Below are 20,435 nucleotides of genomic sequence, written 5' to 3' on the forward strand. Positions count from 1 at the left end.
GCTGAAGGCTGCAACCACCTGCCGCAGTCGGCCGTCCTGGGCAATGTGACGGCTTCCTCACCACTCAACGCGGCATCCTCCTGGCCTCGGTGCGCCCACGGCTCTGGTTCCTCACGTGGCGGCTGTACCGGTCGTCAGGTCGAGCCGTACGACCGCTGCTTGGCGCACCTGCCGGACGCGGACCGCTCGGCCTACCTGGCCAGCCTGCAGCCCGGCGTGGATCTCGACCACCGCGGCACCCTTTTTTCGGCAGAGCTGCTGAGAGCACTCCTCGCCGCCGTCACGGCACCCGCCACAGGACGACCGGCTGTGGGGCAGGCGCAGTTCAGCGCGGCTCAGTTTGACGTCGATGCCGACTTCAGCAGGGCGAAGATCAGCGGCGATGCCGTGTTCACCGGGACGGAGTTCGGCGGCGCCGTTCTATTTACCGGGGCCGAGATCGAAGGCGCTGCCGAGTTCGGCACGGCGAAGATCAAGGACAGGGCGCTATTCCAGAGAGTGAGGATCACGGGCCACGCCTCGTTCCAAGGAGCGACAGTCGGCGGCGACCTGACGTTCCAGAAGGCCAGGATCGGTGGTGCTGCGTACTTCACCAGCGCAGAGATCACGGGTGAAGCCTGGTTCGCCGAGGCGGAGATCCGGGGTGACTGCCAGTTCGACCTTGTGAAGATCCGGGAGGGCGCGTATTTCGGTACGGCCCAGCTCTACGGTGACGTGTACTTCGATCAGGCACAGATCGAGAAGGGCGACGTCTCATTCGCCGCAGCGACCGTACATTGCGCGGGCGTCGCATTCCGCGATACACGAATCGGTGGAGATGTCCTGTTTGACGATGTGACGATCAACGAGGGAGCCGTCTTCGACGGGGCGAAGATCAGCGGCCAGGTCCGCTTCGAAAGGGCCGACGTGGGTGGCGGTGCCTTCTTCGACGATACCGAGATTGGTGGTGACGTCTGGTTCCGCGGGGCTCAGTTCGGCACCGACATCACTTTCCGCAAGACCGTGTTCGAACGGGCCATGAGTATGGGACCGCTGGCCTGTACGGGGACACTGGATCTCTCGGAGGCGGTGTTCAACAACGCCGTGATCATCGAGGCGTCGGCCAGTGCGGTGTGCTGCCGGCGGACACGGTGGATGTCGTCGGCGACGCTGCGGCTGAGGTACGCGTCGGTGGATCTGAGCGACGCGGTGGTGGAGTACCCGTTGACCGTCGCCGCCCTGCCCCGGCCCTTCGCCCTCGGTCGCAGGGAGATGGCCGAACCCGGTCTCGCTGACTCCCGTGTGCAGGTGGTTTCGCTGCGGGGAGTGGACGCGGCGCATCTCGTACTGAACGGCGTGGATCTTTCAGCCTGCTTGTTCGCCGGAGCGGTCCATCTCGACCAGGTGCGGCTGGAAGGGCGATACCGCCTGGACACCGTCCCGCCGGGACTGCGGTGGCGGGTCGTGAGGCCGGTGCACTGGACACCCCGCCGAGTCCTGATCGAAGAGCACCACTGGCGAGCCAGCCGCACCCCGGACGCCAACGGGTGGACGCCCGCCCCTCCCCAGGTGGACGTGCTGGAGCCGGCCGAGCTGGCACCGGTGTACCGGGCGCTGCGCAAGTCGCTCGAAGACAACAAACACGAGCCCGGTGCCGCCGACTTCTACTACGGCGAGATGGAGATGCGCCGCCACGCTGACGACATCCCCCGCGGCGAGCGAAGCCTGTTGACCGCCTACTGGGCACTGTCCGGCTACGGCATGCGTGCCTCCCGGGCCTTCGGCTGGCTGCTGGGGGCCATGGCCACGACCGTGTTCGTCATGATGCTGTGGGGGCTGCCCCACCAGGACCCGACGACCCAGAGCACCGGCACGCTCACCGGCCACACGATCTCGATGACCACCGACATCCCCGACCCGGTCAACCCGGAGGGACCGTATAAGGAGCGGCTGTCGGGCGAGAGGTTCGACAAGTCCTTGCAGGTGGTTGTCAATTCGGTGATCTTCCGATCATCCGGTCAGGATCTGACCACCACCGGCACCTACACCGAGATGACCTCTCGCCTAGCGGAACCAGTACTGCTCGGACTCGGCCTGCTCGCCATCCGAGGCCGCATCAAGCGGTGACCGAACATGCCGATAGCGCCGGGCCGACGCACCGGCGCGATGGTGAGCGCACTTTGCCGGGTGAGCGGTGCCGCTATTGCACCGATGCTGATACCGGGCCCGGGAGTTCATTCCGAGTCCCGGACGCGTTGTCGTCTCGGATGGCGGCGAATCGGTCGGAATCCGTCGTCATTCTTGGTGGACCTCGGGCACGCCCGCCTCGGCGAGCATCGTGAAGAGGTCGCCGATGGGGCCGGTGCGGTCAGTCTGGTCCGTGGTGAAGATCAGTCGATGAGCAGCCCGGGACAAGCCTACGAAGAAGGTTGATGTTCCTTCGCGCCGGTCGTTCCCGTACGCCCACCACTGTTTCGCGTGGATGCCGAGGAAGAACACTGTGTGGTATTCGAGGCCCTTGCTGCGGTGTGCGGTGAGCAGGACGACGGCATCAGCGCCCTCGAACTCGTCGAGCGCGTGCCCCCAGTCATTAGTGCCGTCGATCGCGGTCTGAAGGCGTGCCTCGAATGCGCCAAGGACGGTATCGAAATCCTCCCCAGGGACTGCCGACTTCACGTAGCGGCGGAGGGCGGCGCCGTCGAGGAGGCCGACGACCTGGTTGACGGTGTCGGCGGCCGACGTGGACGTCGGTGGGTGTGCACGGAGCCAGGTGCGGAGCTGGGTGGTCAGTTCGGCCAGGTCCTCGCCGACGCGGCGTTGGGCTGTGTCGTCCTCGGTTACTCCGTGGAGGCGTTCCATGGTTGCCGCTACGTCCCGCCAGACCTTGGCGAGGCCATGAGGTTCGTTGGCCAAGCGGAGCAGACTCAGTAGGAGGCGGGCGGTCTCGCTCTTCAGGAGGTCTTGCAGGGTCATCTTGCCGAGCCGGGCGTCGTCGTTGCGGACCCTGATGCCGTGGGCGGCGAGGCGGGCACGGAACAGCGGCTCGAAGTCTTTGATCGTCTGCCGAGCGATAAGCGCGAAATCCGACGGCGTACGGTCCGAGGCGGCGATGTCCCGGGCGATCCAGTCGGCGATGAAGGTCGCCTCCCGGTCGCTGTTCGAGAACGTCCACAAGACGGCTGGCTCGTGCCCCACTTCGGCGGTCGCCTTCGAGGTGGCCCGTACCGTGGCCGGGTCCAGTTTGCTCGCGATGACGTGCTGCAGTTCTACGAGGCCGTCGCTGGATCGGAAGTTCCACGCCAGCGCGTAGGAAGTGGCGTCGAAGGCGTCGGTGAAACGCTGGAGTGCCTCGGGCAGAGCGCCGGCCCAGCCCATGATCCGCTGCTTGCTGTCTCCGACCGCGGTGACTGTGGTCTCCTCGCCGAACACGGAGGTGAGGAAGGAGAATTGTGCGCTGGTCGTGTCCTGGAACTCGTCGACGAAGACCATGGGGTACGTCATGCGCAGGGCGCGTCTGAGCTTCGGCACCGCGCGGACGAGCAACTCGGCGAGTCGGTTGAGCATGACGAAATCGACTTCCGCTGTTCCTGACCGTAGATAGCGTGCGCGCCACCACTCGCGTACGGCGTAGGAGACGGCGTCGACTTCGTCCTCCGGCGGCAGGCTCTCGGGCAGCTGCCAGCCGCCCACGACGTCGGGGACGAAGCGCCGGGGCTGGAAGCCGAGTTTCCCGGACAGGGCCGGCGGTGCCGAGAAGGCGACGCCGTTGAGGAACTGGCTTACCTCGGAATCGGTCGTGTAGCGGATGTCGTACCCGTCGTTCATCCGCCAGTCCGCCGGCAGCGCCGCAGCGAACCGGTCGACCAGGCTCTTCGTGAACGCGTCGAACGTCATGGACGCGAATCGGCCGGCGTGTTCCGGGACCCGGGAAGCGACCCTGCGGCCGAGGTTGGCTGCGGCATCCTTCTTGAACGAGATGGCGAGGATGCGCTGGGGCCACGGGCAGATGCCGGTTTGCAGGAGGTAGGCGGCGCGCTGCGCGAGGAACTCGGTCTTGCCCGCGCCCGGACCTGCCACGACGGCGACATTGCCGGTGTCCCGCAGGGCTTCCCACGCGGCCGGTTCGAGGTCCGAGATGCCGATCGGCCGCCATTCCTCGGCAGGAATCAATGTGGTGGCGCGCGCAGTCGGCGGGATCGTGGGGCCCGGCTGGCTTGGGACGCTCACAGGGAGATCTTCTCCTGGATGTGACGCACGAGGGCCTTGAGCACGTTGGGCGCGTCCGCCTTCAGCTCCGCGTCGCTCAGGCGGCCGAGCGCGCTCATGTGGGAGCTTGGCTTGGACCGGTTCACGAACAGGTAGCGGTACCAGCCCAGCAACTCAAGGCGCTCGGCGTTCCTCCAGTAGTCCTCCCTGGTCCCGTTCTCGCCCATGACCGTGATGACGGGATCGCCAGCACCCGGTCCGCGCTCGCCCGCTTCGAGGTGCGTGTAGGCGTCCTCGAACGCCCTGAGCATGGCGTAGTCGAGGTCGAGGGGCGTGGCGTAGAAGACGCCGAACGTACGCAGGTGCTTCAAGATCGGGAGAATGGCATCGGCTTCGAGGTCGTCGGTGATGTCGTCGATCTCGTCGTAGCCGATGAGCCCTTCCAGCGGCTTCAGACCGCTGTCGGCAAGGCGCTTGCAGGCGTCGCGCAGCCGGCCCGGCCCGGCGCCGTCCTTGCCGTAGTCGAGGTCCAGCAGGGTGGCGTGCGGGATGTCCAGATCGTTCAGCAGCGTCCACATGTGGTTGGTGTGTCGGCCGCCGAGCGGCACCATGGCGATGAACGACGGATCCAGCTGGACGCCGTGTGCCTGGGCGATGCGGGGGATCACGAGTTCCTCGGAGTCGCCTTCGCCGAGCACCACGAACTTGGCGAAGTACAGCTCTGGGTGAGCGCGCACTGCCTCGCGCACATACTTGCCGGCATCCGTCGTGTTGTCCGGGAGGGTGATCTCGCGGACCGATGCGGTCCCGGTGGAGGGCTCCGTGCGAAGGTACCGGACGTCTTCGGGGCGGATGCGGGCCATGACGCTGGCGGAGTGGCTGGAGAGCACCGTCTGCGTCGCCGGGCTGCCGCTCAACTCCTGCAGTTGGGTGATGATCCGGGACAGGAAGAAGGGGGAGAGGCTGTTCTCGGGCTCCTCAACCGCGATCAGGGTCAGGTTTGGCAGGTGGGCGCCGTCCAGCGCGAAGTCCTCGGCGTGCTGACCGTCGTTGATCGCGCCCTCGACGTCGAGGGCAGCTGCCACCAGGGCGAGGTGCAGCAACGATCGCTGCCCGTCACTCAGTGTGCGGGCGGGGCGCGGGCGGCCGTTGTGGTCGGGCTCGAAGACGAGTTCGGAATCACGGACCAACTGGTCGAAGTCGCCGTCGAGGAGTCGCAGCTTCGGGTCCGAGTGCACGCCTGCATCATGGAGTTGCTGCCATCGTGCGGTCAGCGCCACCTCCACCGCCCGGACGACGGGTTCGTCGGTGAATTTCTCGGCGACCTCTGCCGCGTGCTCACTGACGAGGTCACGCAGGCCGCTTGACCACTGCGCGGCTCGCCAGAGCCGACTGCGGAGGAAAGAGGTCACCTGGCGTACGCCGTCGCGGGACGCCGGAATGTAGACCATCTGGATACGGCTGCGCTCCACCGGAGTGAGCGGAGCGTAGTCCTCCTCGCCGTACTCCTCGGCAAGGGTGCTGACGATCAGCCGCGTCTCGGTGATGGCGCCCTCCACCGTGCCGTCATCGACCCATTCAGCCCGGAGCACCACCCGAACCTTCAGGTCGCCATCCTCCGTGGCGGCCATGCGCCTGAAGAACTCCGGGACGAGCCGGGGCACTTCGTCCTGACCCTCACGGTTCTCGCCCTCCGTGCCCGCGTCGTCGAGTTCGGGGAAAGCCAGCACTGCTTCGATCGTCAGCTCGCGGGTGGGAGGCACGGCGGCCTCGTCGAGGGGCACGTGGAAATCGTCCACGCGTACGGCCCGCTCCTTCGCGGATATCCCGAACAGCCGCAGCAGCGCCTCGCATGCCGCGGTCTTGCCCGAGCCGTTGGCGCCGATGAGCGCAGTGATTCCTGGATCCAGACTGACGCAGGTGCCGTCCGGTCCGAAGCACTTGAAGTTCTTCAGCACGAGCTTTTCGATGAACATTCGTCACTTTCCGGTCCAACGATGTCATGAGCGGCAATACCGCGCGGATGACGGTATCGGAACCGCGCGGCCTCCGGGCCAGTTCGATCAAAACCATCGGGCACCTGACCGGCGATCCCTTCGTGCGGGGACGCGGCCGGTCGGCACACTGGCGGTTGGAGAACGAGCTGATTGCCTTGTCCCGTCTGGCTCGTGGACGTGATCGACGCTCCTGGGCGGCCCTTCAGGAGCCGTGTCGCGAGTGGATTCCCGCAGTCGCAGATGGGGAGGGCCCACGATGTCCGGACGCATGAGCGGCCTGGCGCCTCTATCCAGCCCAGCCGATCTCGCGGACCTCGATGGCCCCGTCATGGGGCATGTACTGAATCCAGCAACGGTGTCCGAACGCCTCACGGATCTCTTCGTTGCTGCCGGGGTCGCGTACGTCCGGCCATGCTCTCGGGGCCGCGCGCACACGTTCGACGAGTTCCAGGACCTCGCGTCGTGCTTCTGAGGGCAGCTCTCCCATCACGTCGGACGCCAGCTCCTCCACCACCACGCCGTACCGCATCGCACACCCCCGTGCTCGTGATCATTTCTCAGCACCGTACGACTTAGTCCACACCCGTGCACCACCCTGTGGATAACTTCTGTCAGGGCCTGTTCAAGGGGTTTTCGAAGGTCGACGAGAGGAAGCGGGAGCAGCTCCGCCAGCTACGGAAGGAGACCGCCGGCCTGTGCCGGAACCTCACCCCGTACGGGGAGGTCATCGGTCAGCTCACCCTCGAAAGCCATGCCCTGCGCAGCGTCGCCGTCTCCTACCGGCCCGCAGGCGCACCTCCCCATCATCACGGTCCTGGCCTGGGCTCATTCGGGTCCGCCAACGCGCGAGCCGGGGCGGTTTCGCGTAGATGTGACGGTGTGGCCCTGATTCCCCCGATCGAGCCGATGCTCGCCGAGGCCCGGCGGCAGCTGCCCCCGGAGCAGGCGCTGCCGCGGAACTGGACCGCGGAACAGAAGGCGGACGGCTTCCGGGTGATTCTCTTCGCTCGTCCCGGCCTGATCATGCTCCAGTCCCGCCAGGGTGCGGACCTCACCGGAGCCTTTCCCGACATCGCCGCCGCGGCCACTGAGTTGAGCGAGGCGCTGGTACTGGACGGTGAGCTCGTCGTGCCGCACGAGGGGCGGCTGCACTTCGCGGAGTTGCAGCGCCGTGCCCGCCGCCGTGGCCGCAGCGCCGTCGAAGCCGCAGCCGAACGCCCCGCCTACCTGATCGTTTTCGATGTCCTGGAAACCGGGGGTACCGAGCTGCTCGCCCGGCCCTACCGCGAACGACGCGCGATCTTGGAGGACCTTTTTGCCCGAGACGAGCTTGTCGCTCCTTTCGCCTTGTGCCCCGCCACCGACGACTGGGCGACCGCGTCGGACTGGCTGGACCCGGCCTGGGGGACGGCCGGGATCGAGGGCGTCGTGATCAAGGGCGGCGAGCAGCCGTACCTCCCTGGCAAGCGTGCCTGGATCAAGATCCGTTCTCGCACCACCTCCGAGGCGCTGGTCGCCGGAGTCACCGGGGCACTGACGGCCCCGTCCACGCTGCTGCTGGCCCGGTACGACGCCGTGGGCCGTCTGCGGATGATCGCCCGCACGACCGCGTTGCCCACCGTCGTACGACGCGAGCTTGCTCGGCGGCTGCACCCAGCCGACCTCGATCACCCCTGGCACGGGCGCCGCTTCAGTGCCGGCTGGGGTGCTCGCGGCGAGCTGGAGTACCACACCGTACGCCTCGACCTGGTGGCGGAGTTCGGGGCCGACACCGCAGTCGACGACGGTGTCTACCGCCATCCCGTGCGATTTCTGCGGCTGCGCGACGATCTCGCCGTGCAGCAGGTTCCGCCCTTCGGCACCTGATGGCCCCGGGCGGCGGTCACGCAGGGACCGGAAATCCCAGCCCGTCGAACAACGTGCGCACCCGCTGGTCACCGGCGGTCGTGGATCAGCTGTACGGCGTCGCCCCCTGGCCCACTCTTTGAGCTGCACCGAACGGCGCGCGTGGGCCAGCTGGAGCCCGGGAGGAGCGACACGGATCAGCAGGGCTCTGATTCGGAGGGCGGGGGTTCGGGTGTGTGCCAGCGGACGGTGACGGTGCGGCTTACTCCTTGGTCGCGCATGGCCTGGACGCGGTGCTGGCCGTTGGTGAAGCCGCTGGTCGCACAGATGCCCAGGGCGGGGGAGAACAGAGTGTGCAGCGCGTCGACATCGCCGTCGCTGAGACCGGCGGCCTGGGCCTTGTCCAGCACGTAAGACGCGATGTCGGGTCCGGTGACGCCGTCATTCTGGGCGGCCTCGACCAGCGCAGTGGCCGTGTCGGAGAGCCTTGTCCAGTCCTGTTGGTGGTACCAGCAACACAGTGCTGGCCGGGCCGGGTAAGTGCGCCAGAACAGCAGGCGGCGCCAGCTGCGCGTACCGGGCATGCAGGAGGGCTGGCGGAAAGGGCGGGGCTGAGGCAGTGCGGCGAGGGGCGTGATCTCGTAGACCGGGATCTCCTCAGGTTCGGCAGCCGGCGGCCGGTAGCCGTCGCCACGACCACCATCGGCCCTTTGCCCCAGGAGCTGTTCGACCTGCGCGTCTGTAAGCCGGTGCCAGCGGGGGGCGGCGAGCTCGTGGTCGCTGGTGACCTCGAAGGTCACCAGCTGGAAGGGGCTGGTGTCATCGTCGAGATCGTCGAGCTGCCGCTGGATCCACAGGGGCGGCTCGACGTCGTCGGGCCGGTGGCATCGCCAGACTGAAAGGGCGTACTCCTCTGCCCTGTTGACCAGGCTCGGCCCGCTCTCCAGGGTCTGGACGACGAGTGCGACGGGCCGAACGTCGGCTGCGGTGAACAGCTGCAGTCGGAAGGTACCGGGCGCCGGATGCTGTTCGCTGCCGCAGAACATGTGGTCGTCCACGGTGCGCGAGCGCGGGGCGGCGTGCGCGGCAAGGAGGCGGGTGGCCGCGGCATCGCTCGCGGCGTGCGGCGTCATCTCGGAGGTCACACCCTGATGATGGCCTGTCGGCCGCGCCCATCGCCCTGCTGTACCGACTGGAGGATCCGAACGAAGGTAGGTCTGCGCGCCCAGTGCCAGCGCGCTGATTTGGCTCAGGAGAACTCCCGGGATGTCGCACAGATCCGGTGGGGCGCAGCGGGCGAACCGCTGCTTCCCATGGATGGTCACCTGAAGCGCCCTGGCTGATGAGCACGAGCAGGGCCCGTCACGGCGTGCGCGCGGTGCACGATCATGTTGACAGAGCCACGATCACGTTCGATATGGCCCTCCAGCAGCACCGCAGGGGCGCCGAGGACCACCTCTCGCGTGCGTTCCCAGACCGGGGGAGAAAAGACCAGGTTGATCATGCCGGTCTCATCTTCCAGGGCGCCGAACGCAACTCCCTTGGCGGTCGGGGGCCGTTGGATGTACTTGGCCAGTCCGCCGACCCGCACCCGGGTCTGATCGGCCAGGTCACGGGCCTCGCACGCAGGCAGCGCCCCGTGCGAGGCCAGCAGAGCACGCAGGTGCTGCGCCGGGTGGGCGGTGGCGCTGGCGCCCGAGGCATCGAGGTCGGCAGCAGTGGCCTCGGCCGCGGTCATGACCGGCAATTGCGGCGCGGGCGCCAGATTGTCCAACCCGGGAAGGACGTCCTGGATCTCGCCCGTATAGGCGCCGGTCGACCACAGGGCGGTGCGCCGGTCCACGCCGAGGCCATCGAACGCCCCGGCGGTGGCCAGCTGCTCCATCAGCTTCGCCGACAGCCGCGTACGGCGGGCGACGTCGGCCACCGAGCGGAACGTCACGGCGCCGCGCGCGGTCAGGATCCGCTCGGCGATCTCCTCGCTGACCCCGGTCACGGAGGTCAGTCCGCGGCGGATCGCCGGCCGCCGCTCCGGCTGATCGGCGTGGAGCTCAAGCGTGGCGTGCACACCGGAGCACTGAATGTCGACACCCCGGACCTCGATGCCGTGCTGCTTGGCATCCTGAATGAGGGTCTGGGAGTCGTAGAACCCCATCGGGAGATGCGCCATGATCCCCGCCAGCATGGCGTGCGGAAAGTGGTACTTCACCCAGGCGCTGGCATAAATGATGCCCGCCATCGACTGGGCGTGAGACTGCGGAAATCCATAATCCGAAAACGCTTCAATTATGCCCACAATGCGCTCGGCGGCGGCCTGGCTGATTCCCTTGGCGGCCATCCCGGCAAGCAGTCGTCCGCGCAGCTGTGCCACCTTTTCGGGAGAGTGCTTGGCGGCCATCGCCTTACGGAGACGGTCCGCCTCGCCCGGGGTGAAATCAGCACAGTCGACGGCCAGGGCCATGGCCTGCTCCTGCCACAAAGCGACCCCGAGAGTCTTGGCTAGCGCTGGTTCGGCGAGCGGATGCGGATAGGTGACGGGCTCCAGGCCGGCCCGCCGCCGCAAATACGGATGCTTCGATCCGGCCTGAATGGGGCCCGGCCTAATGATGGAGGCGGCCACCGCAAGGTCCTCGAAACACCGTGGCTGAAGCTGCGGCAGGGTCGAGACCTGCGCCCTCGACTCGGCCTGGAACACGCCTATGGTCCGGCCTGCGGCAATCATGGCGTACACGTCCGGGTCGTCCTGCGGGATCGAGGCCATGTCCAGGCTGATTCCGTGGTGTTCGGCAATGAGGTCGCATGCGGTGTGCAAGGCGGCCAGCATGCCCAAGCCCAGGATGTCAATTTTCAGAAGATGGGCGGCGGCCACATCGTCTTTATCGCCTTGCAGTACCGAGCGGCCTTCTCGGGTGGCCCATTCGACCGGCATGATTTCCCCGATGGGCTGGCGGGTCAGCACCATCCCTCCGACATGGATACCCAAATGTCGCGGCAGAGTATGCAGTTGCCCCGCGAGGGAGCGCACGTCGTCGGGGATGTCGGCCTCGGGTCCGGGTGGCTCGTGGTGAATATGGCGGGTCATCTCGTTGATCCGTGCCATGGGGTAGCCGAGGGCGCGTGCTGAATCCCGCACACTCAGGCGGGGTTGGTAGGTGATGAGGTTCGCCACCTGTGCGCAGTGCGACCGGCCGTATTTGGCATACAGGTACTGGATCACCTCCTCCCGGCGGTCGTTCTCGAAATCGATGTCGATGTCCGGGTCGGTCTTTTCTGCGTGCAGAAATCTCTCAAAGAGCAGTCCGTGTTTGAGTGCATCGACGGAGGTGATGCCCAGCGCGTAGCAGACCACCGAGGAGGCGGCGCTGCCGCGCCCCTGGCACCAGATCCCCTGCTCGGCCGCGTACCGCGTGATGTCCCAGCAGATCAAGAAGTAGCCCTGCATGCCCATGTCGGTGATCACGGACAGTTCGTAGTCGAGCTGTTTCCACGCCGCCCCGGCTGCCGGGTCGGTGCGCGGCCCGTACCGGCGGGCGCAGCCTTCTTCCGCGAGGTGGCGCAGATAACTGTCGGGGGTGTGCCCGGCGGGCACCTCGAAGTCCGGCAGCTGCGGGCGCAGTTTGCTCAGGTCGATGACGCTGCTGCGGGCGAGGTCGACGGCGGATGCGATGGCCTGCGGGTAGCGGGCCATGAGGATGCGCATCTCCTCGGCGGTGCGCAGATGCGCCGTCGGGGCCAGCGGCAACTCCCCGATCGCGGTGTCGAGGTTCTCGCGGCGGTGCAGCGCGGTCAGCGCCGCCGCCAGCCGCGCAGAACGCGGGGCCGCGTACCGGACCGCGTTCGTGGCCACCACCGGCAGTCGCCATCGCTGCGCCACCGCGTGCACGGCGGCGTTGCGCGGGCCGTCTTCGGGCAGCCGGTGATCGACGAGTTCGGCGTGCAGGTGGGTGCGGCCGAAGAGGTCCACCAGCCGGTCCATCCGGGCATGGATGGCGTCGGTGTCGTACGCCGCCTCGCCGATGACGGGGCAGCCGGTGAGGATCGCCCACTCTCCTTCGTACGCGGCAGCCGAGAGCGCGTCCAGGTCGTAGAGCGGGGCGCCCTTGGCGCCGGCCAGCTGCCCGGCGCTGATGGCCGCAGACAGGCGGGTGAAGCCCAGCAGGCTGCGGGCGATCACCACGATCGACCCGAGGCCCTGGTCGAGGGTGAGTTCGGCGCCGTAGATGGTGCCGATGCCGTAGTCGCTCGCGGCCTCAGCCAGACGTCTCGCGCCGTAGAGCCCGTTGGTGTCGGTGATCGCCAGGGCCTCGATGCCCAGGCGGTCGGCTTCGGCGACCAGCTCCTGCACGTGGTTGGCGCCGAAGAGGAACGAGCCGGCGGAGTGGACGTGCAATTCCGTCCAAGCCCGGCCGGGCGTCGGCAGGGTGCGCGTGGTGGGGAAGTTCAGTACCCTCCCGCGACGGTCAGCCATAGAGGGCCTCCACCGCCCATCGGCCGTCCAGGATGTGGAGCAACCAGGCACGGCCGTCCGCGCAGGCGACCTGAAGACGCGCAAGGCGGCGGGCCTGGGCGGGGATCCACCAGTCCTCCAGCACTGGCCACGGTCCGGTCCACCCGGTCACCGCCACCGGCGCGGCGCCGTCGACGGACAGCGCGGCCGGTGCCTGGGTGAGCAGGGTGCGTCCACTCACCCCGACCGGGCCGCCATCCGCCCCGACCAGCTGAGCAGGGCGCGGGGTGGGGTAGACGACCGCCGGATGCGGGGCCGGCAGCCGTCCCGGCCACGTCCCCTCGACCAACGGGCGCGGACGCGCATCGCCGTACGGGATGTCCACGATGCGCTCGCCCGGACCGCGGCCTCCGGCGAATTCCTGACGTACCACCGCGCGGTGTCCGAGCATTGCTTGCAGTTGCCCCGCGGCGTGCTCCAACTCCTCCGGCGCAATCCGTGGCCCGAACAACAACGACTGCCGCCCGGTCGCCGCCGACAGTCCCTCCGGGACCAGCCGCAGTGTGCTGATCCCTGCCGCGGCGTCGTTGAGCTGCCGGGTCTCGGCCCAGGCGGCGATCTGCCAGCGCACCCGTTCGGCCACCGCCAGCGCCGACAGCCGGCCCTCGTGTCGCCAAAGCCGCGACAGGCGCAGCCCGCTCGTGAGGCTCACTTCGACCTGCAGCCTGGCGCACACCGCGCCGGCCTGCGCGAGGCGGGAGTGAAGCTGTTCGGCGAGGGCTTTGGCGAGGAACGTGACCGGCTCAAGATTGTCCTCGGGCGGCTCGAACGCCTCGGCCACGCTGTAGTCACTCTCCACCCCGGAGGTGTTGAGCGGCCGGGCCTCCTGGCCGCGGGCGGTGCGTTGTGCCGCGGCGCCGTCGTGTCCGAACCGGGCCAGCACTCGGTCACCCGGTAGCGCCGCGAACGCCCCCAAGGTGGTGATGCCCAGGCGGGGCAGCAGCTGCGACAGCCGCGGGCGGCCCAGCACCCCCACCGGATACGGGGCCAGAAAGTCCGCGGTCTGCCCGGCCGGCACCAGGACCCCGACCTGCCCGGCCCGCACCGCCAGGGCGGCAGCGAACACGGTGTCCGCAGCTCCCGTACGTGATTCGACCCCGGCACCGGTGAGCACGCATGTGAGGTGTTCCACCAGGGCCGGCTCGCCGCCGAAATAGCGGGCGGGTCCGCGAGCGGGCACGGCGATCAGGCCGGGCCGCAGGACTTCCATGTGCGGAGCGACGCGCTTCTCCAGCAGCCGCAGCACCGGTTCGAAGGCCCGCGTCTCTGCTTCGGGGTCCCGGTCGAGCAGCCTGAGCTGGGGGCAGCGTCCGGATGCCTGGCGTACCCGCATCCCGCGCCGTACGCCCTGTCGGCGGGCTTCCCTCGAACAGGCCAGCACCCGCTCCCGCGCGATGACCGCCACGGGTTCGTCGTGATCCGCGCCCGCGGCCACCACGGGCCAGTCCATCATCCAGACCGCTAGTGCACGCACCTTCGGCTCACCCCGCGGTGACGGGCCGCAGCGGCACCACATCCGCGCCGGCGAGGGCAGCGGGCTCGGCGATCAGCTCCACCGAGCCGTCCGGCCCGGGCAGCCACACCTCGGCGTGCCGCGGCTGCGTCGCAACACCCCGGCCGGCCACCACCAGACGGGCACGTCGGCCGGCGAGCAGTCCAAAGCCGTCCCCGAGCCCGTCCCAGCGGGCCTCGGCCACCCGCAGCCGCAGCTGCGCCTCCGGCCAGTCCTGCCAGGTCAGCAACGTCGTGCCGGAACGCCGCAGGCGGGCCGCAAAGCGACGGCTGGTCCGCAGAGCCACCTGCCCCACGGGGCCGAGCAAGACCACCGGTGCCGCCTCGCACACTGTCGCCAGTACCTCGGGCCACCGCCGTCCCGGCTCGGGTACGGCGAGCCCGCACGCCAGGTCCAGACCGGCATCCGCCGCAGCCAGCCCGCCGAGCTGCGGCAGACCGACCGCTGCCCATGCCCCGCCGTCTGCGGCGGCCTCCGCGGCCAACGCGATCAGCAGGGGCAGGTCGCCCCCGGCGCTCACCACCGCGCCGTGGGGCAGCTTCCCGCCGGGGAGCAGGCTGGAGAGCGTGCCGGACTTGGCTCCGGTCGCCTCCGGAGTCCCTGGCTCACCAGGCGAAACGACGTGCATGAACACATGTTCGATTCCTTGTGCGAGAAATGCAAGCGGGTGAACGCCCCACCGCTCGCACGAGCCTCGCGGCCGGCTGCACGACGGCTCCGTCGAGGGGAGCGCTGGTTGCGAACGGCCAAGCCGCTTACGCCCTTTCGCCTCGCGTCGTCCGAAATCGCTCGGCGTATGCCCGCCGGTGGCAGCTCGTGCGGTCTCGCCGAGGGACGGGCGAGTCGAGCGTGCCTCGCTACGCTGCCGCAGTGATCGAGTCCTCCTCGCTGCCCGGCGATCCCACCGAGCTGTACCTGCGCATCTCCTATGACGACGGACTCTGGGACACCCCGCAGGCAGACACGTTGGAGCGATGGAGCGTGGCCGTCCTCCACCGTCGGCGTGTGCACGACGCGGGCCAGGAGTCGGCGGCCACGAGCAACTGCACCACCGCGGAGTGCCCTTCGTGCACGGTCGAGGACGCCGCCGTGGGGTCGATGACGTTCTACCGGGTGCACCTTGACCGCGGCCGGAACGCCTACTGGGCCATGGAGGAGGAGTCGGAGGAGCTGTACGAGACCGCTCAGGTCCTCCTCGATCCCGAGACGGGCTCATTCACCAGAGAGGTCAGCGAGCTGCTGGAGTACGTCGGCTCCGCGCTGCTCGTCATGGACCGGGTGACGCTGGATCCTGCGTGGCGTGGACACGGACTCGCCGCCGTACTCGGCAGCGAGGTGATCCATCGGCTCATGCCCGGCTGCCGGGCAGTTGCCTGCTCGCCCGGCGTTACCGACCTCAGCAGTCGACGGCTGACGGACCAGGCCGAGTGGGACCGCGTGAACGCCAAGATCGCCCAAGGGTGGGAGAGCCTCGGGTTCCGCCTCTACCGGGACAACGTCTATCTGCTCTCCCCTGCCTCGCAGGATCTGGAGGAGCAGCGCGGGGCGCTGCGAGGACGGCTCGCGGCCCTCGGTGCCTCCTGGCGGACCGGGGCGTCATGAGGAACGGCGCCGCCGCGAGGCGCTCCAGGGAAAGCTCCAGCCCCGGCGGCCGGTCGGTGCCTCGCCCGGGTCTGGCGGCGCCTTCGGCGGCGAGGCGATCCTGTCGGGCTCCAGGCCGATCTTGTCCGGGTGGACGCAGGCGGGCACGGTCTCGTCGTGGGTGTAGCGGTGGCCGTTCTCCGGATGGAACGGGCACTCCCAGGACGGCCTGTTGTAGACCAGGAACTGCGCGCGTGGGTACCGGGTGGCTGGGCAGATCCCGCAGACGGGGCGGCTCGGGTCTTCGCGGTCCGGATCGATGTACGGCGGTCCGGCAGGTTCCGGGATCTCCATAGCAGCCAGAGAGTAACGGGCCCGTCTCACCGAGTAGCCCGCGCCGTGGTCGACGGGCGCGAAGGGTGGCAGTTCGCCGGTGGCAGACGAGGAAGATCCCCAAAGGACTGGTGGACGTCGCAACGGCATGCCAACCTGAACGACCTTCCGGAAAATCCCAGGTCAGAGAGGTGATGCTGTGGCATTGGATGCGTCGCAACCCGGATTCGCCACCACGGTCTCCGCTTTGCGGCTCCGCTCCTGGAGGCTCGGTGCCGGCCAGGCGATGGATGTGATCGACCAGTTCTCGCAGGCCGATTTCACCCACATCGTCGATGACCGCGCCGACGTGCACATCAGCTCGCGCGACGGCCGGTTCTACCTCGGCTACTTCCCGAACGGCCGGCCAGGCGGCGCCGACGAGGACTGGGTGACCGGCGAGGGCTGGGTCATCGCGGTCACCGGCACCGCGAACGTCCCCGGCTACCGGATCGCCTTCTCCACGGACACGCCGGCGGAGATCGTCGCCGACGCCGCGGCCCGGATCCTGTCCACCTCCCGGCCCCTGTGACGGGCACGTCCGCCCTCCCTATATATGCACCCCGCGTACCCTGCCCCTGCTCGCGCGGATTCGTCCGCTACTGCTAGGAGAACGCTTTGGACCCGCACTCGCCCGAGATGACCGTCGGCGACATCATCGACGCACTGTCAGCCTTCGACCGTGACACACCCGCCCGCCTCGCCATCAACCCCTTCTTCCCCATGGCCCACCGCCTGGGCGGCGTGGAGAAGTCGGTGGACGAGCACGGCCGACCGATGGTCTACATCGCCGAGTCGCCGGAGGCCGAGCAGTTCGGCCCCCTGCCGCCCGCCGTGGCCGTCGCCCTGGCCTGGCAGGGGCCGGTCGAGGCACCCCCGCGCCGCCGACGCGGCGCCACCCGGCCGAACGACGGCCACTGACCCACCCTCGAACTGACGGAGGCGCCCCTGCACCCGCACCACCCCATCGATCCTTCTCACCCCATCTCGCCCGACCCGAGGTTTTGGGTCGTCCCGCGCCACCTGGCCGGCGATGACGGCGTCCTCGCCGAGCGGATCGGCGACACCCTGACCGACCTCGGCTGGTGCATGTGGCCGACGTCCCGCAACTCCCTGCTGTACGTGAGCCCCGACGGCCTGCGCGGCGCCGAGTGGATCCTCGCCTCCTACCCGTTCGAGCTGGGCGGCCTCCCGGTCGCCTGGCAGATGTCGGCCCGCCCGCACCCGGACTCGGCGCTCACCGAGTGGAACGCGTACTTCACCGCCGGCGTACCGCACGAGGCGCTCACTGATTTCCTGCTCGCGCTCGACGCGAGCGAGACCCCCGATGCCGGGCTCGAGAACGCCGAGGCGGTACTCACCGCGCTCACCGCCCGCGGGTGGCTGCGCGACATGGACCGCCCGCGTACGACCGCCACGGACCCGGGCTTCTCCACGAACGTCTCGCTGGAGATTCTGCCGCCGCTCATCCACGACGCCGACCCCCGCGATGACCTTCTGGGGTGGCAGGCATGGGCGGAGCCCGTACTGGGGGCTCCGTACCTGTGGTGTGCGAGCTTCAGCGCGAGCGCCCCGCACGAGCTGGTCGCGGCCTTTGCCTCCTCGCTCGCAGCACCTGGCCCGGTACCGCGCCGGGTGCTGCCCGAGGGGGCAGAGGACCGTCTCACCGTCGTCCGCCGCGGATAGCAGATGTACATAGCCGCCGACCGCGGCGGAGATCGACGGGCGTGATGCCCCTTCTTCCAGGCCCGGTGGTGCCGCTCTCCTCACGAGGGCGGCATCACCGGGCCTTCGCCGTACCGGCATCGGCGCACTGAACGGCCCTCTGGAACCAAGATCAAGGCTGTACGTAGGATCACCGCCGTGGCAGGCAAAGTGATCGGCAAAGGACCCTTGCGCGGCTACCTCCTGGAGGAGGTGCTGGCCTGGCTGTTGCGCTCCAGCGGCTTCGAAGTCCTCACGGCCGACGACGACAAGGACAAAGAGCCGTGGAAGGTCCTGAAGGAGGACAAGAACGGCCTGCTGGTTCGAGGACGCGGGGCCTGGCACCAGGTCGACGCGCTCGGACAGTTCCGGTATGTCCCGCCGTTCTCCCTCCCGGTCCGCCTGTTCGTCGAGGCGAAGTACCTGACCACTGCCCCGGTCGGTCTGCCCACCGTCCGCAACGGCCACGGTGTGATCCACGACGTCAACGAGGGTGAGACCACCACGCTCACTGCTCCGGGCACCGGCCGGCCACGGACGCGTTACCGCTACAGCTACGCGATCTTCTCCACGTCCGGCTTCAGCCCGGAGGCGCAGGACTACGCGCTGGCTCACCAGATATCCCTGATCGACCTCTCCGCCCCGGACTTCGACGTGCTGCGGAATCTCGTCAAGAACACCGCCGACACAATTCACGCGGTACTCGAAGCCACTCCGCCCACCGAGCGGCCGAAGGTGCGCGAGATACGGACGTATCTTCGTGGCCCGCTGCTGGAAATGGACTCGGGCGATGTGGAACTGCCCGATGCGATTCGCGGCCCACTCGACTACCTCGCGCAGGCCCTGTACAGCCGTTCCCAGTTGGGCCTTGTACTGGCCTTTCCTGCCGCGCCCTTTGTCCTGGGCCTGGCCTCGGACGACCTGTACGGCTTCGTGGACTACGCGAGAGAGCACCCCACGCATGCGGTCCGCCTGCGCCGTATCAATCAGGCAGCGTCACACCCTGTTTGGGAGCTGCGCTCCGCGGAGCATCCCGACGCCTATGCGTTGCGGTTCGGTCTGCCAGAGCGGGTGGAAGCCTGGATTGTCGCGCAGGACGAAGGAATGCCGGCGCGAACCCGGTACGTCAAGCGCAGCATGCTGTCGACCATGACCCTGTACTGGATGGACGGGGAGCACGCGCAGACCTTCCAACTCCGTTACGAGCCAGGCGAACTGCGTCTCGACGGCTGATCTCCGCGTACGACAAAGCCCCGGCGTCCGGGCCTGTCGGAAAGACAGGCCCGAACACCGGGGCAGGTGGAGGAGCAGGTCAGCGGACGGTGCGCACCTTGGCGAGCGCCTTGTCCAGGTGCGTGTCCACGAGGCCCGGCGAGCCGGAGACGATCACCAGGACGTTGCCGGTGCGGATCGCCGTCTGCTTGACGACGCTGCGCTGCCCGCCGGCGGAGAAGGTGAGCAGCTGGCTCCACTGCTCGTCGCCGAGGTCCGGCGCGGCCGACTTCTCGGTGCCCATGTCGACGACCGTGCTCCCCGAAGCCACCTGGTACGAGGGGCAGGAGAGCATCGCGTCGAAGACCTTCCCGATGCCGGTGGACAGCTTCGAGGCGCTGTCGCTGAACAGCTCCTCGCTCACCTCGGAGGAGCTGCTGCCGGTGTAGGCGAAGGACACCTTCGCCTTGCGGGCGAAGTCGAGACCGGAGCCGGTGGCTGAGTCGCCGCCGAGCTTCTCCAGCGCCGGGCAGCCGATGACGGTCACGTCGTCGTTGTGCCGAGGGGTCTCGGGCTTGCGGGTGTAGCCCTCGCCCAGGTCGCTCTCGTTCAGCAGCCGCTGGTTCAGCTTGGCCGACGACAGCGGCGCGGATGCCGAGGGCGTGCTGCCGCCCCGGTGTGCGGAGGCGGAGGAGTCGGCCGAGTCGGCATGGCCGGCGCAGCCGGTCAGGGCGAAGGTGATGCAGACGGCGCTCAGGCCGAGGGCGGTCGTGGTGGAGCGGCGCATACGGAAACCCCTTTGGTGATGCGAGACGGATGGTCTGACCGGGTCGGCCCTCCGGGTGCCGACGAACGCAGGGGTGAGGGAAGGGGTTTCGCGTTTTCAGTGGCCGAGGTGGCGCAGGCCGTCTTCGAGGGTGGGGTGGAAGTGGTCGACCGGACCGGAGTTGCGGTTGTACCAGGCGGTGTCCAGCCGGGTCTCCTCCGCTTCGTGTCCGGCCTCGCAGCGCAGCCACACCGAGTCGTCGCGCATGTTGAAGACGATCCAGTTCCGGTACGCACCGCAGTGACAGGCGTGGACTTCGCCGTCGATGACGAGCGGCAGGTCCCAGCGCATCATGAAGCCCGAGACGTCCTGGCGGCACGGTGCCCGGAACTCCGGCGGCAGGAAGTCGGGCACCACCGTGGCGTCGGTCGGCGCGGCCGGGGTCGGCGCAGCAACCGGGGCGGGAGCCTCGGGCCACTCGGTGTGCATGGCCAGCAGCGCCTGGCCGGCACGCTGGGCTTCACGGAACTCTCGGTCCGCTCGGTTGCGTCGGAACATGCCGTCTCCATCTCTGTCGTCTCGCCTGCACAAGGAGAGTGCCGCAAGTCCCTGACCTGCTGCAACTCTAAGATTGTTGAATTCAACGGGAGTTGGCGGGACGCTCCTTGCTCTTCGTCGGACGCTTCGCGGCAGGTGTCCCGTCCCTCGTCACCTTGTCGTTATCCCAGGTGAAGTTGTTCAGATTCCTGTTTG

The 20,435-nt window shown here is 68.6% G+C and carries 17 protein-coding genes; 7 read left to right on the forward strand and 10 right to left on the reverse strand.

The window, feature by feature from the left end:
- Nucleotides 1-159 precede the first annotated feature (159 nt).
- The gene (locus ACFU95_RS18250; protein ID WP_383828346.1) at nt 160-2,106 is read left to right on the forward strand and encodes a pentapeptide repeat-containing protein; all 1,947 of its coding nucleotides are present in this window, start codon (nt 160-162) and stop codon (nt 2,104-2,106) included.
- Between the two features lie 168 nt (nt 2,107-2,274).
- Here the strand turns inward: ACFU95_RS18250 and ACFU95_RS18255 are convergent, their stop codons facing one another.
- From ACFU95_RS18255 to ACFU95_RS18265, 3 genes are all read right to left on the reverse strand, one after another.
- Nucleotides 2,275-4,206, reverse strand: coding sequence for a UvrD-helicase domain-containing protein (locus ACFU95_RS18255; protein ID WP_383828348.1), 1,932 nt, complete (start codon nt 4,204-4,206; stop codon nt 2,275-2,277).
- On the reverse strand, nt 4,203-6,161 hold the full coding sequence (locus ACFU95_RS18260; protein WP_383828350.1) for an ATP-dependent endonuclease: 1,959 nt from the start codon (nt 6,159-6,161) through the stop codon (nt 4,203-4,205). The genes ACFU95_RS18255 and ACFU95_RS18260 overlap by 4 nt, the downstream gene beginning before the upstream one ends.
- A gap of 307 nt (nt 6,162-6,468) precedes the next feature.
- Nucleotides 6,469-6,711, reverse strand: coding sequence for a hypothetical protein (locus ACFU95_RS18265; RefSeq protein ID WP_216586389.1), 243 nt, complete (start codon nt 6,709-6,711; stop codon nt 6,469-6,471).
- Nucleotides 6,712-7,061: 350 nt separating this feature from the next.
- Here ACFU95_RS18265 and ACFU95_RS18270 point away from each other — a divergent pair, with 350 nt between their 5' ends.
- Nucleotides 7,062-8,048, forward strand: a complete 987-nt coding sequence (locus ACFU95_RS18270; RefSeq protein WP_383828352.1) for an ATP-dependent DNA ligase — start codon at nt 7,062-7,064, stop codon at nt 8,046-8,048.
- A 176-nt stretch (nt 8,049-8,224) separates the two neighbouring features.
- Here the strand turns inward: ACFU95_RS18270 and ACFU95_RS18275 are convergent, their stop codons facing one another.
- The 4 genes from ACFU95_RS18275 to ACFU95_RS18290 form a co-directional block, all read right to left on the reverse strand.
- Nucleotides 8,225-9,172: a hypothetical protein gene (locus ACFU95_RS18275; protein WP_383828354.1), complete on the reverse strand. Its 948-nt coding sequence runs from the start codon at nt 9,170-9,172 to the stop codon at nt 8,225-8,227.
- 176 nt (nt 9,173-9,348) lie between these two features.
- The gene (locus ACFU95_RS18280) at nt 9,349-12,495 is read right to left on the reverse strand and encodes an error-prone DNA polymerase (RefSeq protein ID WP_383828356.1); all 3,147 of its coding nucleotides are present in this window, start codon (nt 12,493-12,495) and stop codon (nt 9,349-9,351) included.
- The gene (locus ACFU95_RS18285; RefSeq protein ID WP_383828358.1) at nt 12,488-14,008 is read right to left on the reverse strand and encodes a DNA polymerase Y family protein; all 1,521 of its coding nucleotides are present in this window, start codon (nt 14,006-14,008) and stop codon (nt 12,488-12,490) included. Before ACFU95_RS18285 ends, ACFU95_RS18280 begins: the two co-directional genes overlap by 8 nt.
- Before the next feature lie 7 nt (nt 14,009-14,015).
- Nucleotides 14,016-14,675, reverse strand: a complete 660-nt coding sequence (locus ACFU95_RS18290) for a hypothetical protein (RefSeq protein WP_383828360.1) — start codon at nt 14,673-14,675, stop codon at nt 14,016-14,018.
- Nucleotides 14,676-14,917: 242 nt separating this feature from the next.
- On the opposite strand from ACFU95_RS18290, the gene ACFU95_RS18295 reads away from it, so the two are divergent.
- Nucleotides 14,918-15,649 carry a hypothetical protein gene (locus tag ACFU95_RS18295; RefSeq protein ID WP_383828362.1) on the forward strand — a complete coding sequence of 244 codons (732 nt, stop codon included), beginning with the start codon at nt 14,918-14,920 and terminating at the stop codon, nt 15,647-15,649.
- Here ACFU95_RS18295 and ACFU95_RS18300 read toward each other — a convergent pair.
- Entirely contained in the window at nt 15,644-15,982 is a 339-nt protein-coding gene (locus ACFU95_RS18300) for a hypothetical protein (protein WP_383828364.1), read from the reverse strand. The genes ACFU95_RS18295 and ACFU95_RS18300 overlap by 6 nt on opposite strands.
- 178 nt (nt 15,983-16,160) lie before the next feature.
- Here ACFU95_RS18300 and ACFU95_RS18305 point away from each other — a divergent pair, with 178 nt between their 5' ends.
- The 4 genes from ACFU95_RS18305 to ACFU95_RS18320 all read left to right on the forward strand — a co-directional run bounded on the left by ACFU95_RS18305 (nt 16,161) and on the right by ACFU95_RS18320 (nt 18,937).
- The gene (locus ACFU95_RS18305) at nt 16,161-16,532 is read left to right on the forward strand and encodes a DUF317 domain-containing protein (RefSeq protein WP_383828366.1); all 372 of its coding nucleotides are present in this window, start codon (nt 16,161-16,163) and stop codon (nt 16,530-16,532) included.
- A gap of 107 nt (nt 16,533-16,639) precedes the next feature.
- The gene (locus ACFU95_RS18310) at nt 16,640-16,921 is read left to right on the forward strand and encodes a hypothetical protein (protein ID WP_383828478.1); all 282 of its coding nucleotides are present in this window, start codon (nt 16,640-16,642) and stop codon (nt 16,919-16,921) included.
- A gap of 63 nt (nt 16,922-16,984) precedes the next feature.
- Complete coding sequence (locus ACFU95_RS18315; RefSeq protein ID WP_383828480.1) at nt 16,985-17,686, forward strand: DUF317 domain-containing protein; 702 nt, start codon at nt 16,985-16,987, stop codon at nt 17,684-17,686.
- Nucleotides 17,687-17,863: 177 nt separating this feature from the next.
- Nucleotides 17,864-18,937 carry a hypothetical protein gene (locus ACFU95_RS18320; RefSeq protein ID WP_383828368.1) on the forward strand — a complete coding sequence of 358 codons (1,074 nt, stop codon included), beginning with the start codon at nt 17,864-17,866 and terminating at the stop codon, nt 18,935-18,937.
- A 79-nt stretch (nt 18,938-19,016) separates the two neighbouring features.
- Here ACFU95_RS18320 and ACFU95_RS18325 read toward each other — a convergent pair whose 3' ends face one another.
- Nucleotides 19,017-19,703 (reverse strand): hypothetical protein, encoded by a 687-nt coding sequence (locus tag ACFU95_RS18325; protein ID WP_383828370.1) that lies wholly within the window; start codon nt 19,701-19,703, stop codon nt 19,017-19,019.
- 96 nt (nt 19,704-19,799) lie between these two features.
- Entirely contained in the window at nt 19,800-20,240 is a 441-nt protein-coding gene (locus ACFU95_RS18330; protein ID WP_383828372.1) for a hypothetical protein, read from the reverse strand.
- Nucleotides 20,241-20,435 lie beyond the last annotated feature (195 nt).

The sequence above is a fragment of the Streptomyces sp. NPDC057623 genome (assembly GCF_042800355.1).
Classification (GTDB): domain Bacteria; phylum Actinomycetota; class Actinomycetes; order Streptomycetales; family Streptomycetaceae; genus Streptomyces.

Coding starts and splice junctions, on each gene's coding strand:
- ACFU95_RS18330 (WP_383828372.1), bottom strand. CDS start 20,240: ATGTTCCGACGCAACCGAGCGGACCGAGAGTTCCGTGAAGCCCAGCGT.
- ACFU95_RS18310 (WP_383828478.1), top strand. CDS start 16,640: ATGACCGTCGGCGACATCATCGACGCACTGTCAGCCTTCGACCGTGAC.
- ACFU95_RS18280 (WP_383828356.1), bottom strand. CDS start 12,495: ATGGCTGACCGTCGCGGGAGGGTACTGAACTTCCCCACCACGCGCACC.
- ACFU95_RS18300 (WP_383828364.1), bottom strand. CDS start 15,982: ATGGAGATCCCGGAACCTGCCGGACCGCCGTACATCGATCCGGACCGC.
- ACFU95_RS18260 (WP_383828350.1), bottom strand. CDS start 6,161: ATGTTCATCGAAAAGCTCGTGCTGAAGAACTTCAAGTGCTTCGGACCG.
- ACFU95_RS18265 (WP_216586389.1), bottom strand. CDS start 6,711: ATGCGGTACGGCGTGGTGGTGGAGGAGCTGGCGTCCGACGTGATGGGA.
- ACFU95_RS18325 (WP_383828370.1), bottom strand. CDS start 19,703: ATGCGCCGCTCCACCACGACCGCCCTCGGCCTGAGCGCCGTCTGCATC.
- ACFU95_RS18290 (WP_383828360.1), bottom strand. CDS start 14,675: ATGCACGTCGTTTCGCCTGGTGAGCCAGGGACTCCGGAGGCGACCGGA.